This is a genomic window from Leptodesmis sp., from assembly GCF_052746595.1.
Window position 1 is genome coordinate 18567 of record NZ_JBRAGO010000052.1, and the last position, 13500, is coordinate 32066.

At 50.8% G+C, this 13500-nt stretch carries 13 protein-coding genes and 1 pseudogene; 9 read left to right on the forward strand and 5 right to left on the reverse strand.

What is annotated here, in order from left to right; all coding sequences use genetic code 11:
• Positions 1–54: 54 nt before the first annotated feature.
• The 4 genes and pseudogenes from ACUVQO_RS12735 to ACUVQO_RS12750 form a co-directional block, all read left to right on the forward strand.
• A pseudogene (locus ACUVQO_RS12735) lies at positions 55–516 on the forward strand (CHASE4 domain-containing protein); the annotation flags it as partial.
• A complete protein-coding gene (locus ACUVQO_RS12740; RefSeq protein WP_445926248.1) occupies positions 438–674 on the forward strand; it encodes a hypothetical protein in 237 nt (78 codons plus the stop codon). The pseudogene ACUVQO_RS12735 and the gene ACUVQO_RS12740, both read left to right, overlap by 79 nt.
• A gap of 12 nt (positions 675–686) precedes the next feature.
• The gene (locus ACUVQO_RS12745; RefSeq protein WP_445926260.1) at positions 687–812 is read left to right on the forward strand and encodes a HAMP domain-containing protein; all 126 of its coding nucleotides are present in this window, start codon (positions 687–689) and stop codon (positions 810–812) included.
• Positions 805–1869: a sensor histidine kinase gene (locus ACUVQO_RS12750; protein ID WP_445926249.1), complete on the forward strand. Its 1065-nt coding sequence runs from the start codon at positions 805–807 to the stop codon at positions 1867–1869. The genes ACUVQO_RS12745 and ACUVQO_RS12750 overlap by 8 nt, the downstream gene beginning before the upstream one ends.
• An 87-nt stretch (positions 1870–1956) precedes the next feature.
• Here the strand turns inward: ACUVQO_RS12750 and infB are convergent, their stop codons facing one another.
• The 4 genes from infB to rimP form a co-directional block, all read right to left on the reverse strand.
• On the reverse strand, positions 1957–5142 hold the full coding sequence (infB, locus tag ACUVQO_RS12755) for a translation initiation factor IF-2 (RefSeq protein WP_445926250.1): 3186 nt from the start codon (positions 5140–5142) through the stop codon (positions 1957–1959).
• A 226-nt stretch (positions 5143–5368) separates the two neighbouring features.
• On the reverse strand, positions 5369–5692 hold the full coding sequence (locus tag ACUVQO_RS12760; RefSeq protein ID WP_445926251.1) for a YlxR family protein: 324 nt from the start codon (positions 5690–5692) through the stop codon (positions 5369–5371).
• A 12-nt stretch (positions 5693–5704) separates the two neighbouring features.
• Complete coding sequence (nusA, locus tag ACUVQO_RS12765) at positions 5705–7051, reverse strand: transcription termination factor NusA (RefSeq protein WP_445926252.1); 1347 nt, start codon at positions 7049–7051, stop codon at positions 5705–5707.
• An 80-nt stretch (positions 7052–7131) separates the two neighbouring features.
• Complete coding sequence (gene rimP / locus ACUVQO_RS12770; protein WP_445926253.1) at positions 7132–7596, reverse strand: ribosome maturation factor RimP; 465 nt, start codon at positions 7594–7596, stop codon at positions 7132–7134.
• Between the two features lie 218 nt (positions 7597–7814).
• On the opposite strand from rimP, the gene rpmI reads away from it, so the two are divergent.
• The 3 genes from rpmI to ACUVQO_RS12785 are packed head-to-tail and all read left to right on the forward strand — an operon-like array spanning position 7815 to position 9245.
• Entirely contained in the window at positions 7815–8012 is a 198-nt protein-coding gene (gene rpmI, locus ACUVQO_RS12775) for a 50S ribosomal protein L35 (RefSeq protein WP_445926254.1), read from the forward strand.
• A 57-nt stretch (positions 8013–8069) separates the two neighbouring features.
• A complete protein-coding gene (rplT, locus tag ACUVQO_RS12780) occupies positions 8070–8432 on the forward strand; it encodes a 50S ribosomal protein L20 (RefSeq protein WP_445926255.1) in 363 nt (120 codons plus the stop codon).
• 45 nt (positions 8433–8477) lie between these two features.
• Positions 8478–9245: a transporter substrate-binding domain-containing protein gene (locus tag ACUVQO_RS12785; RefSeq protein WP_445926256.1), complete on the forward strand. Its 768-nt coding sequence runs from the start codon at positions 8478–8480 to the stop codon at positions 9243–9245.
• Here the strand turns inward: ACUVQO_RS12785 and ACUVQO_RS12790 are convergent.
• The gene (locus tag ACUVQO_RS12790) at positions 9242–12094 is read right to left on the reverse strand and encodes an efflux RND transporter permease subunit (RefSeq protein ID WP_445926257.1); all 2853 of its coding nucleotides are present in this window, start codon (positions 12092–12094) and stop codon (positions 9242–9244) included. The two genes, ACUVQO_RS12785 and ACUVQO_RS12790, sit on opposite strands and share 4 nt — an antisense overlap.
• Before the next feature lie 184 nt (positions 12095–12278).
• Between ACUVQO_RS12790 and ACUVQO_RS12795 the strand changes: the two genes are divergently transcribed.
• Together ACUVQO_RS12795 and ACUVQO_RS12800 are read left to right on the forward strand one after the other, a co-directional pair.
• Positions 12279–13145 carry a ferritin-like domain-containing protein gene (locus ACUVQO_RS12795; RefSeq protein WP_445926258.1) on the forward strand — a complete coding sequence of 289 codons (867 nt, stop codon included), beginning with the start codon at positions 12279–12281 and terminating at the stop codon, positions 13143–13145.
• Between the two features lie 115 nt (positions 13146–13260).
• The coding region (locus ACUVQO_RS12800) for a helix-turn-helix domain-containing protein (RefSeq protein ID WP_445926259.1) at positions 13261–13500 on the forward strand (240 nt) is incomplete at its 3' end.

Sequence of the window (13500 nt, forward strand, 5' to 3'; positions counted from 1 at the left end):
TTAAATCCAACTTAGTTGCAGAGCGGTTTACGATTTTAAAGGTTAACTTGGTTCTATTTATCCAATTCTGCTGGACAAGCTGTCTACGGTACAGGATTTGATCTCAAAACCAAGCAAATAAAGCCCTTACCCGCAGGATTACCGACCAATTTCAAGTCCAGTCAATTATCCTTAAACAGGCTCATGACCAAAGGGCCTTTGACTGCTATTCTCCTGCTAAAGGAAGGTCCTATATTGATCACCTGCCAATCTATTCTGACTTCTGCACGTCAAGGGCCACCGCGAGGAGTGGTCATCTTTGGACGCTATATCAATGCAGATACCGGTGAAAACCTGTCCAAGCTGACTCGCTTTCCAATTGCGATTCAGCCACTCAATCAGAAATTTCTACCAGCAGACTACCAGCAGGCTCGCCAGGCACTGCTCCCCACAATCCCATGCTGGTTTACCCACTCAACAAAACTTCTCTGGTTGGCTACCTGCTGCTCACAGATCTCCATAACCAACCTGCTCTGATTTTGCGAGCTGAATTACCCAGAGAAATTTATCAACAGGGGCATCGCAGTCAGCAGTATCTGATGGGTGCGATCGTCTTGCTCGGACTCCTGTTTGGTGGAGTCAGCATTCTTTTGCTAGAGCGGTTTGTTCTGGCCTGCTTAACTCGCCTGAGTTAAGGGGTTAACCAGATTCAGGCGAAGCGTGACTTATCACTGCGATTATCTGTATCAGGTCAGGATGAAACAGCAGATCTGACGCAGAGTATCAATCAGATGTTGGAGACTCTGGAAAAAAACCCAGTGGGAAGTGAGTGATGCTTTTCAACAAGTCACTCAAACCAATCAAGAATTATTCTCTGTAGTGGAACAGTTGCAGAATGAAATTCTGGAGCGGGAACAGATAGAAACCGCTCTACAGCAATCTGAGGAGCAATTTAGGAATCAGGCTCGGCACCTGGAACAAACATTAATCGAACTACGGCAAGCCCAAATGCAGTTGATACAAAGTGAGAAGATGTCAGGTTTAGGGCAACTGGTGGCGGGTGTAGCGCACGAAATTAACAACCCAGTGAACTTTATCTACGGTAATCTGACCTACGCTACAGAGTATGTGCAGCAATTGCTGCAATTACTGGAAGTCTATCAACAACAATATCCTCATTCTACCCCTGCGCTAAACGCAGTCCTGGAACAAATTGATCTGGAATTTGTACTTGCCGACTTACCCAAAACACTCGCCTCCATGAGGGTTGGCGTAGAGCGGATTCGAGACATTATTAAATCGCTGCGGATCTTCTCACGGTTGGATGAGGCAGAAATTAAATCGGTTGATATTCATGATGGCATTGATAGCACCCTGTTAATTCTGCAAAGTCGTTTGAAAGCCAATGGTAGTAATCCAGGCATTGTAGTTGTCAAGGATTACAGGCAACTTCCTCGAGTGGAATGCTACGCAGGGCAGCTTAATCAGGTGTTTATGAATATTTTAACGAATGCCATTGATGCGATCGAAGAAGCCAGAAACCGAAAACCTATGCCAAAAGGGCAAACTGATGAACTATTAGCCTCCCAAATTGCCGATTGTCTACCTGCAACCATTACAATTCGCACTCAGGCTGCAGACGGTCAGATTATCATTCGCATCAGCGACAACGGGTTAGGAATGCCAGAGAAGGTCAGAAAACAGCTTTTTGAGCCGTTCTTCACCACTAAACCCATTGGTCAAGGCACAGGATTGGGGATGTCCATTAGCCACCAAATCATTGTTGAGAAGCACCAGGGAAGGTTGGAATGTTACTCAACCCTGGGTAAAGGTACAGAATTTGTCATTACTATCCCGACTCGCCTCAACCCTGAATCGGGTAAGAGTTAGCGCTCAAATGAAGACCCACCCCAGCAAGGAGAGAGGAATCATGCCGATTCACCCTCAACTGGAGTGGGTCTATTAACGTTCGACGGCCTATTTTGAAAGTGTGCGTCGCTTCGATATCATCCGATAGGCTTCGATGGTATCGCCAATTTCCCAACTGTTGAAATCATCTACACCGATACCGCACTCATAGCCAGCATTCACTTCCCGTGCATCCTCCTTCATCCGCTTCAAGGAATCCAGGTTGCCTTCGTAGACCACTTCGCCACCGCGACGTACCCGGATCTTGCAGTTCCGAATCACCTTGCCGGAGAGGATGTAGCATCCAGCCACCTGGCCCCGACCGACTGGGAAGACAGCTCGCACCTCTGCCTGACCTAAGGGTTCTTCGACCAGTTCCGGTTCTAGCAGACCTTCCATGGCTGCCTGGATATCATCCAGCAGTTTGTAGATGATGTTGTAGTCGCGGATATCCACGCCCAGTCGATCGGCTGCCTGACGGGCACCAGGAGCCAGGGTAGTGTTGAAGCCAATGATCACTGCAGAACTGGCCGCAGCCAAATCCACGTCGGTTTCGGTAATTTCCCCCGGAGCCGCATACAACACCCGAACCTGAACTTCATTTTGGGGCAACTGTTTGAAAGCACCCAGAATCGCTTCCACAGACCCTTGTACGTCTGCTTTCAACACCAAGTTCAGTTCCTTCAATTCCCCTTCCTGAGCACGAGCAGAGAGGGTATTCAGGCTGACTCGGCGGGAAGACATCGCGGCCAGCAGACGGGATTGCCGTTGCTCATCAGTTCGGGTCGAGGATACGGAGCGGGCTTCTTTTTCGTCTTCAAAGACAGCAAACTCGTCCCCAGCGGCAGGCACATCGGCCAGACCCAGAACCTCGACGGCAAAGGATGGGCTGGCTTCCTTCACGCGCTGGCTCCGATCGTCCACCATTGCCCGCACTTTACCGAAGACCGAGCCAGCCACCAGTACATCACCCACATGCAAGGTGCCGTTTTGCACCAGCAGGGTCGCCACCGGGCCTTTTGCCTTGTCCAGATGGGCTTCAATCACCGTGCCTCGGGCTGGGCGATCGGGATTGGCCGACAGTTCCTCTACTTCGGATACCAGTAGGATCATTTCCAGCAGGGTATCCAGATTTTCACCAGTCATCGCACTGACGGGAACCATAATCGTATCGCCGCCCCACTCTTCAGGAACAAGGCCAAACTCAGTGAGTTCTTGCTTGACCCGATCGGGTTGAGCGCCTTCCTTGTCAATCTTGTTAATGGCAACCACGATCGGCACTCCTGCCGCCTTCGCATGACTGATCGCTTCTATGGTTTGGGGTTGTACCCCATCATCGGCTGCTACTACCAGAATGGCAATGTCTGTAACTCGTGCCCCGCGTGCCCGCATCGCTGTAAAGGCTTCGTGGCCAGGAGTATCCAGAAAGACGACCTGTTGCATTTCGCCATTGTGCTCCACATCAACGTGGTAGGCTCCAATGTGTTGGGTAATCCCTCCCGCTTCGCCCTGAGCCACTTTGGTCTTACGGATAGCATCCAGTAAGGAGGTCTTACCATGGTCAACGTGCCCCATGATGGTGACAACGGGCGGACGGCGCTGCAGGTTTTCCAGGTCAGCCACATCCAGCATTTCAGTCAGCTTACGGGCTTGAGATTCTTTCTCACCCGTTTCCACTTCCACCCCTAGCTCTTGAGCCACCATCGTCGCAGTCTCAATATCCAAGGTTTGGGTAACGGTGGCCATGATCCCCTTCATGAAAAGAGTTCTGATGATCTCTGTGTCAGGAACCACCATCATGGCGGCCAGTTCTTGTACGGTCAGACTGCCTGTAAGAGTAATCTTTTCAGGCTTCTCAAGCTTGACTTCCTGCTCCCGACGATCGCGGCGATCACGGCTGGTAGAACGTTTTGTCCGTTGAGCGGCCGGAGTTGCTGCAGAAGTCTTTGTTGGTCCTTGGCGAGTTGCTTTGGGTTTCGCAGGACGAACCAGAGACAGGCTTACTTGAACCGGAGCCTCGATATCCTCGTCTTCTTCCTCACCCAGCAGCACATCCAGATCGACATCCTCATCCTCCAGATCGGGTTGAGCACGACGTTTACCCTTTGCGCCGACCTTGGCGGCCTTGCTGGCAAACTCGCGGACTTCTTCCTCCTCATCCCAATCCTTACCTTTTTTGGTGGTGCGAGGCAGGGTAGGTCGAGGCTGCAATAATTGGTCTTCCTTAACAACTTCCCCACCTGAAATCGGCGTTGGCTTTTGTCTGGGACGTGTCCTTAATTCGGCAGTCAGCGGCTCTAGCTCTGATCCCTTCACGTCTGTTGCCGCAACCTCTAATGCGTCAGAACGGACGGGTTTAGGACGGCGAAGTTCCACAATAGTTTGTTGGGGACGCGCAGGAACAGGTTTATCGCCTGGTTTACTACCAGGTTGCTTTGTGCCGGAAGCAGGTTTTGCCGGAGAAACAGCAGGCTTAACTGGAGGTTTAGGTGATGTCGGAGCACTGCTCTTGGAGCCGGATCTGCCATCACCTCCCGAAGATCCTGGAGTGTTAGTTTCTTGGCCTGCCTGCTCACCTCTGGAACGCTTCAAGATTGGCCGATTTGAGAGATGAGGTTTGCTGGGAGCCACTGCTGCTACCCGTTGAGGGGGAGTATTTAACTCTGGCGGATTCTCAACTTCTACTGGAGCCGCAGCAGCGATCGCAGGTTCTGCTTCTAATGGTTCACTCTGGACGGAGGGCTCCTGGGAAACGGGAGCGACCGGAGCTGCAGCTGGAGTCTCTGGCGGTACTGCCACCTCAGATTCAGTAGGTTCAACTTTTTCTACCTCTACCACGGGTCGCGTTGGAGGGCGAACTGGAGCCGTTGGCTTGGGTTGAGGCGGTTGAACCGCAGGTTTAACACTGGCTTGAGAAGCTGTGTAACTGTTAGGTGGTGTTGGCGGTTCTGCAGGTTGACGGGGCACGGATTTAATCGCCACAATCTGTTGCTTTTTCTGAACAGGAGCCGTCACCCTTCCTTTGGCATCACCATGGGCTTGGTGGCTTCCTTGACGAGGGGGAACTGGCTTGGTAGAAGGACTGGCGGTATATTTCTCAGCAGTGGCCCGAATCCGCTCAGCTTCAGAATCTGTAATTGTGCTGCTGTGGCTTTTTACTGAAATATTTAGTTGTTCACAGATGGCCAAAAGATCTTTATTATCCAAATTCAATTCTCGCGATAACTCGTAAATTCTAACTTTGCCACTATTCATCCAGTCCTTTCCTCTTCGCGTCTATCCAGGTTTTACATAGTTGCCCACCGTTTTGACTAAATTGACATCAGGGACATTCAATCAAATCCGACCTCTTAATTCTAGAACCTGACTTGCCAGTCCGATCCGTGATGGCAAATTTATTAAGAAGATTGCTGATTTGATCCAGCAACCTATTAACTCTATACTCCTTTGCAAACCACCATTCTCTAATTTTGCACAAATTTTAAAAGCTGGGGCTGTTGCGACACATACTTAGCGACACATACTTAGCAAAATGCTGGTTCTCGGAGTCAGATGTACGACTTTGCAGACGTTCCCACAGTTCTTTATAAATTGAATCGGGTACAGCGCATTTGAGCGATCGCCCTAGACGATTTTTCTTCTGAGCGATTTTGAGACAATCCTCCTGAGGACAGATATAGGCAGAGCGACCGCTCCCCTGATTTATCTGAACCTGTTGCGAGGGATAAACCCGAACAATCCGCCAAAACTCTCGTTTATGAGCGATCTTGCGGCAAGCAATACAACGGCGGTAATTGGGTTCCATAAACTCAAGAGATTACTCTCCTTTGGCGAACTCACCGACTTCTGCTGGCTCTAACTCCGCTTCCACTTCGGAATCAAAGTATTCCTCTGCCGGTGGTACTTCCGCTGCAAGCTCCTGAGACGGCTTTAGTTCCTCTTCATCCGGCAATTCCTCCTCGTCTTCAAATTCCTCTACAGTGGGTTGTTTGGCGGCAATCATAGCAGTAATTTTCCGGTCTTCCGCTTCCGCATCGTATTTAGCGATGTCCTTGATATCAATCTTCCAGTTGGTCAGACGGGCTGCCAGACGAACGTTTTGGCCTTCCTTGCCGATCGCCAGACTGAGTTGATCCTCCGCAACCAGAACATGAGCCTGACGACCTTCGGGATCAACTAACCGTACCTCATCGACCCGTGCCGGACTCAGCGCATTGGCAATGTAAGTGGCGGGATCAGGTGACCAGCGGATCACGTCAATTTTTTCTCCCCGCAGTTCGTTCACCACCACCTGGATGCGAGATCCCCTGGCTCCAATACAGGCTCCTACTGGATCGACATCTCGTTCCACGGTATCAACGGCTATTTTGGTACGGGGGCCAACCGACCGGGATGGGGGATTAGCTTCACGAGCGATCGCCACCACCCGCACAATACCATCCTCAATTTCCGGCACCTCATTGGCAAATAGGTACACGACCAACCCTGCATCGGCTCTGGAGACAAGTAGCTGAGGGCCACGGTGGGATCCTTCCGATACTCGTTTCAGATAAACCTTGAACGTCGCGTTGGCCCGATAATTATCATTGGGCAATTGTTCTCGCTTGGGTAGTTCCGCTTCCACTTCAGGTTGACCAAAGCCACTACTCACCGCCATGATTACGGACTGCCGCTCAAACCGCAGCACCCTGGCCTGCAGCACCGTTCCTTCCAGATCTTGGAATTCTTCCTGTATCAGCTTTCGTTGCTGATCTCGGAGTTTTTGAGACAGCACCTGCTTTGTTTGAATCGCGGCCATCCGGCCAAAATCTCCCTGATCCGGCGTGACATCCAGTACTACAGTGTCTCCAGGTTGAGCTTCGGCAGCAACTTCCTGGACTTCCTGCAGAGCGATCTGATGATCGGGGTTATCAACCTCCTCAACAATCGTCTTGGTGGCCAGGACACGGAAGCCTTCTTCTTCCACATCCAACTCCACTTCGAAGTTGGCAAAATATTCTTCGTCAAAGCTACCACTGTCCATTCGTTGGGTACGGCGATAGCGTTCGTAACCTTTTAAGAGGGCTTCTTTCAGGGCTGCCTGTACAGCCGTTTTGGGCAAGTTGCGCTCACGACTGATGTTATCAATCATGTCTCTAAGTCCGGGGAGGGCAACCATTGACATAGCGAGTTCTCCATTAAGCGTGGGAATTTAATCAGTGAATTTAGTGGCAGCAATAAGAATTTAGTAGCGGTAATCAGCTTTTAAGGTTGTCGCTCGGTAAGCTGAACACGGGTAACGAGCGATCGGGGAATGGCGATCGCTCGCCCTTTCTGGCTCAGATGTACTGCTTCGTTATCCCGTCCAACCAGTTGCCCCGTCCACTCCTTATGGCCAGCGTGTGGCTCAGAGGTGGTCACCGTTACAGTAAAACCTTTGAAGGAAATGAATTCTCGATCCGTGCTGAGCATTCTGGAAATACCGGGGCTGGACACCTCTAACACATAAGCATCTGGAATGATTCCCGTCTCATCCAACTTGGCTTCCAGCACCCGGCTCATTTGCTCACAGTCATCTAAGCCCGTATCTCGCTCCAGGTTCCGAATATCTACGCGCAAGACAGGAGGCCGATGGTTTGTTTGAAACACGGCTCCAACTACTTCTAATCCCAGGGATTCTGCCAGTGGGACAGCAAGGTCAATAATTTGGGGGATAAGAGGATGAGTCATCAGAAAATCAAACAAAAAAAGTGGGCTAGACCCACCTTCCAAGAGTTAATTACTTTCTAAAGCCTGGAAGTCCCGCAATTTTTCGCAGGTATTCTATTAGTGTAGCTTAACAATTCTCAAATCGTGCATCTTTCTGCTGAAAAAAACGGATGATGCAGTTGTGCTTTAAGGGAAAGTGGTTGTAGGATAGTAGACTATGTTGATTTTTCGAATGAGCCATGCCGAAGTTGAAAACCCGTAAAGCGGCTGCTAAACGCCTGAGAGCTAGCGGCTCTGGCAAAATTATGCGGCGGCAAACCTACAGAAGCCACCTGCTAGAACATAAGAGCGCCTCTCGCAAACGCCGTCTTTCTGGAGTGGTTGTGGTGAATGAGCGAGATTTGGCCAACGTTCATCTGATGCTCCCTTACCTCTAGAGAGTTCTGAGTTAGAAGTTTTTAAGTTTTGAGTTGAAAATTAAGGATTAGGTCATCATGGCACGGGTTAAGCGCGGGAATGTAGCGCGGAAGCGGCGCAAAAAAATTCTGAAGCTGGCAAAAGGGTTTCGGGGTTCCCATTCTAAACTGTTTCGGACAGCCAATCAGCAGGTGATGAAGGCGCTGCGGAATGCCTACCGCGATCGCCGCAAACGGAAGCGCGATTTTCGTCGATTGTGGATTACTCGGATTAATGCCGCCGCTCGTTTACACGGGATGAGCTACAGCCAGTTGATCGGCAATTTGAAAAAGGCCAATGTTCAAATCAACCGGAAAATGCTGGCGCAAATGGCGATTCTGGATCCCACTGGCTTTGGCAAAGTAATGGAACTGGCTCAAGCCGCCAAGCAGTCCTCCTAAAATTAGCATCCGCCAATGCATTTGGGAAAGTGCCTATTGTGGCTGGTGACTACCCTATCTAGCGTTGGTGTCGCTGGCTCATTACTCTGTGCGCCCCTGCTTGTGTCTGCTGCCGATTTGCAGACAATCAGACAGCGGGGGCGTTTGGTTGTAGCCGTGAAGGATAACCTGCGACCTTTGGGCTTTCGGGATGGGAAAGGCCAGCTTCAGGGATTGGAAATTGATCTGGCCAGACAGCTGGCACAAGCCATCCTGGGCCGATCGGATGCGGTAGAATTCCGTCCCGTTACGAATACCGATCGCTTTCCGGCAGTGCTGCATGGAGAAGTGGATGTAGCGATCGCCAATATCACCCTGACTCCCTCCCGCCTCCGAATTCTCAACTTTAGCCTGCCCTACTACACCACAGGCACCGCTCTGATTACCAGGGATCCTGCCATTCGTCAGGTAGCGGATTTAAGAGGAAAAGCGATCGCCGTCCTGAATGGATCAACCACGGTTGAGGTGCTTCGCAGAGAGTTACCCGCCACGAAGCTAGTGGGTGTGTCTTCCTACGAAGCGGCCAGAGCAGCGATCGAGACGGGTACCGTTGCTGCTGTTGCCGCCGATGCCACTGTGCTGACCGGATGGGTGCAGGAGTCGCCTCAATACCGCCTGCTCCTTCCCGTTCTATCTTCAGAGTTACTGAGTGTGGTGCTGCCAAAAGGCCAGCAGTACGCAGACTTGCAAGGGGCGATTAACCAAACGATCGCCCGCTTAAAGGCCAATGGCTGGTTAGAGCAACGGGCAAAATACTGGGGACTACCGCATTAGAACAATTTTTTGAGCTTAAACTTAATTTCCTGCCTCAAATCATCAAACACGGCATAGACTACGGGGATCACAATCAGACTGAGCAGAGTAGAAGTGACCAGCCCACCGACGATAGTGATCGCCATTGGCGATCGCAACTCAGCACCTGCCCCCAATCCCAGAGCAATCGGCACCATCCCCAAAATTGTGGCAACGGTCGTCATCAGGATGGGACGCAGGCGCACTGGGCCAGCCGTCAGAATTGCCTCTGTTCGGGAGACTCCGGCACGCCGTAACTGGTTGATGTAGTCCACCAACAGGATGGCGCTCTTATTAGTTAACCCCAACAGGAGAATAATACCGATGATGGAGATCATCCCGAAGTCGGTACGGGTGAATAGGGAAGCCAGGAGTGCCCCGACCAGAGACAGGGGCAAGGAAATAGCAACCACGACTGGATCCAGCAGGCTTTTAAACAGCAGCACCAGGACAATCATGATGCACAGTACAGCTAATCCTAGCGTTACCTTGAAGTCGTCAAAGATTTCTTCCACACGGGCAGAATCACTACCTCGCAGCAGAGAGACTGTTTGGGTGGCTCCTTGCTTGGCGATTTCGTCCTTCGCGATCGCCTCTACCTGACGAGTCGCTTTCCCCAGAGCCACATCCTTACCTAAGTTGGCACTGATGTAAGCCACTCGTTTACTCTCTACTCGCTCAATTTGAGTGATGCGATTTTTCTCATTGGTGCCTCCTGTAACCGTAATATCCGCCAGCCCCGGAAGCTTTGTCATACGCTGTTGAATGCCTTTCGCAATCTTACTCAGGATAATTGGATCCTGCCCCATCAGCACCACCTGTAAAGGTTTTTCGCCCCCTGTATCGACAAATTGAATATCTTCGACGCTGGTGGTGACTCCCTTGATAACAGGCAGATTTTTTCGTACCTGATCCTGGACTTCAGCGGTCTTGGAAGTGCGATCGTTGCGTAACTTGACATACAGAGTTCCCTGATTGGGTTGTTGCCGGGTGCCTACAGTCGTAAAGACACTTTCTACAGCCGGATTTTGTTTGACAGAAGTTTCTAGCTGTTTAGCCACTGCCACAGAATCTTTCAGGGGATCGATGAGAGGAAGTTTAGCCGCTGCGTTGGCAGCAGGGTTGACTCCTGGTGGTAACCCTTGAGACAGAGACTTGGCTAAAGCTGGATCAACTCCCGTCTGGCCTGCCTGTTTAGCGGCTGTCGCTAACGCTGCTGGATTAGAAAGGGTGGGCAGGGGAGCGGTATAGGTGATGTTGAACTCACCGCGATCGAGCTTGGGAATAAACCCTGTGGGAATAAATGGGATTAACGCTAGACCCGCAACAAAACTGAGAATGGCGATCGCAATCACCATCCGGCGATGCTCCAGAGACCACTTCAAGAGGTTGCGATACCAGCCCACCAACCCGTAACGGTATTGTTCCTGGTTAGTAGGCACGAGATCTGCAGCCAGCGGCTCAACTAATCCCTCACCGGGTAGTTCCAATTCTGAGTATTTCTCCATCTTGGAGTGTTTTGTGGAGCGCAACCAATGGGCAGCCAGCATGGGGGAAAGGGTACGGGCCACTAGCAGAGAAACAAAGACCGCTGCCGATACGGTAATGCCAAACGGACGGAAGAACTGACCGACGACTCCTTCCATCAAAGCCACAGGCAGAAAGACTGCAACGATGGTTAACGTTGCCGCTGTGACCGTCAAGCCAATCTCATTCGTTGCTTCAATTACCGCCTGTCGGGGTGGTTTGCCGTCTTCTAAATGGCGCATGATGTTTTCGACATCAACGATCGCGTCATCCACGATAATCCCAATCACCAGAGCCAGGGCCAGCAGCGTAATGGTTTCCAGGTTGAAGCCAAAGATAGCCATCACAATAAAGGTGCCAAACAGGGATGTGGGGATGGCCAGGGCCGAAATCACCGTTGCTCTCCAGTTGCGGAGAAAGGGATACATGACAATCACCGACAGCACGATCGCCTCAATTAGGGCATCGATCGTCGAATGAGTGGCCTGGTGAATATACTCCGCCTGCGTGGAAGCCAGCGTCAGTTGAACCGCAGGTAACTGTTTCTGCAATTTCTCAACAACGGCTTCAACCTCCTTCACCACTTCCAGCGTGTTGGCATCACTGCGTTTCACCACTTCAAACGCCAGCACATCCTGCCCATTCCAGCGCACCGCAGAAATTCCGGGACGCAAAACCGTCTCTTTGGCTCCATTCGTGGTCGTGGCTTCCTTCACCTGCACAGCCCCCGGAACCCCGATTAAATTCACTTTCAAAACACCAGGAACCTGAGCGATCGCGGGAACAATTTTGCTCCGGGCCGTTTCCGTTAACGCAGGTAACTTCTCTGTTGAACTGGAAATGGCATAACTGACGACTGCCGACTCATTCAGGTTAATCGGTTTGACCTCATAGGTCGCTCCCTCCGGCAATTTCACCCGCTTCAACACCGTCTCAACATTCTGTTCTGACTGATCCAGTTTGGTTCCCACTTCAAAAGCCAAACTGACGATCGCTTGTCCCGGATAGGTAGAAGACCGCACCTTCGTCAGTCCTTGCTTGGCTTCTAGATCCTGCATCCCTTTTTCGATGGGAATCGTGAGCTTGGCTTCGGTTTCTGCCGCATTGGTAAAGGGTGCAGAGGCACTTACAACGACCACTGGAAACGTAATGTCGGGGAATAAAGCATACTTTAGAGAACTGAAAGCCAGTAGCCCCGCGACCATGACGGCTATCCAAAATCCCAGCGTGAACCAGGGGTATTGAATAGCCAGCCTGGAGATATTGAAACGTTCTCTATTCGATTTGCGTTGAGGGGATTCCATGCTGGGGAACCTGAAACTATACGGCTAAAGTTAGAGTGACCTGGTTAACTTGCAACCTAACAGCCATTTGCAACTGACGATTACAGAAACAAATAGTTTTGTTAAGGGTAGTTTACACTAAGTACTTATACGGCTGCTTTCGCAGAAATTACGCAAACTGCGAGTCTTTACGGAAGGGGAGTGAATGATGAAGATTGGATCTGAAGAACACAAGGCACTGTTCTGTCAAAGTTTGATCGAGAGCCATATTCAGTACGAGCCGGAAAATTTGCCCTGGCCGGAACTGGATGCCACAGCTCTAGAACGCCTGCGAGGAATTCCCTTTTGGGATGAAGCCCTCTATACCGAGCGAAAAGCGGGAGTGATGCTCCAGACTTATGCAGATACAGTAGACGATCCCTTAATTCGGGAAGCGATCGCCCTGCAGGCTAGAGAAGAAGATCGGCACGGTCGCGTGATTGAATACATGATTCGTCATTACGGGATTGAAGTTCCCGAACGCGCCGAAAAACCTCTTCCAGCCGATCTGGAACCTGCTTTTGTTAAGTTTGGCTATGGTGAGTGTTTTGATTCCTTTTTCGCCTTTGGTCTGTTTGGCATTGCGCGACAGGCCGGATTTATTCCCGAAGCCTTATTTACGATCTTCGATCGCCTGGTTGAGGAAGAAGCCCGCCATATAGTCTTTTTCGTGAACTGGATCGCATATAAACAAACCGTGGAGGGCCAGGGGTTGTTACGCCCATTCAATTCTCTAGGTCAATACACAGGAGCCATGCTGCGTCGCTTAGACAACCTCAAAGGCATGAGCAGAAAGGACAAAAAAAGCACTCACAAAAAAGGATTTACAGCGGCTGGGGCGAAAGCTATCAAAGTAGACTTGTCTCTGGACACCTTTTTGGCCACCTGTTTGCAGGAAAATCAGAAACGGATGAGTGGGTATGATCCCCGTCTTTTGCGTCCAGAATTTCTGCCTCTAGTTACGGGAATGGCATTGAATACCGTCAAGTTATTCCCCAAGCGCAAGCAAAAAGCCATTGTGGATCCAGCCTGAAAATTGTGAATTTAACTATTGAGGGGTTGGGGGAGCTATAAGTCCCGCGCTGTATGCGAAGCCTCAGCGTCGGGATACATGGACTCCCCGCGCTTGTCGATTCCCCTCGATGGGGATGAGACAAGCATTTACCAGTGGCCATAGCTTGTGGAAAACTATGGCCATGCTGACAATGAACTACCCCTACCGAATCTATCCAAATGCCATGCAGCAGACTGAACTGCTGGAGTGGCTTGAGACGTGCACAGGCGTGTACAACTACGCTTTGCGCCAACTCAAAGACTGGCTTGCTTCGCGTAAGTGTCCGGTAGACCGATGCTCGTTGGAGAGGGAGTACATCATCCCTGCCAATGAG

Bases quoted from the DNA above. Each gene is read 5' to 3' on its own strand.
- rimP (WP_445926253.1), bottom strand. From the start codon at position 7,596: ATGACTCATCCTCTTATCCCCCAAATTATTGACCTTGCTGTCCCACTG.
- nusA (WP_445926252.1), bottom strand. From the start codon at position 7,051: ATGTCAATGGTTGCCCTCCCCGGACTTAGAGACATGATTGATAACATC.
- rplT (WP_445926255.1), top strand. From the start codon at position 8,070: ATGGCACGGGTTAAGCGCGGGAATGTAGCGCGGAAGCGGCGCAAAAAA.
- ACUVQO_RS12760 (WP_445926251.1), bottom strand. From the start codon at position 5,692: ATGGAACCCAATTACCGCCGTTGTATTGCTTGCCGCAAGATCGCTCAT.
- ACUVQO_RS12790 (WP_445926257.1), bottom strand. From the start codon at position 12,094: ATGGAATCCCCTCAACGCAAATCGAATAGAGAACGTTTCAATATCTCC.
- rpmI (WP_445926254.1), top strand. From the start codon at position 7,815: ATGCCGAAGTTGAAAACCCGTAAAGCGGCTGCTAAACGCCTGAGAGCT.
- infB (WP_445926250.1), bottom strand. From the start codon at position 5,142: ATGAATAGTGGCAAAGTTAGAATTTACGAGTTATCGCGAGAATTGAAT.
- ACUVQO_RS12795 (WP_445926258.1), top strand. From the start codon at position 12,279: ATGATGAAGATTGGATCTGAAGAACACAAGGCACTGTTCTGTCAAAGT.
- ACUVQO_RS12740 (WP_445926248.1), top strand. From the start codon at position 438: ATGCTGGTTTACCCACTCAACAAAACTTCTCTGGTTGGCTACCTGCTG.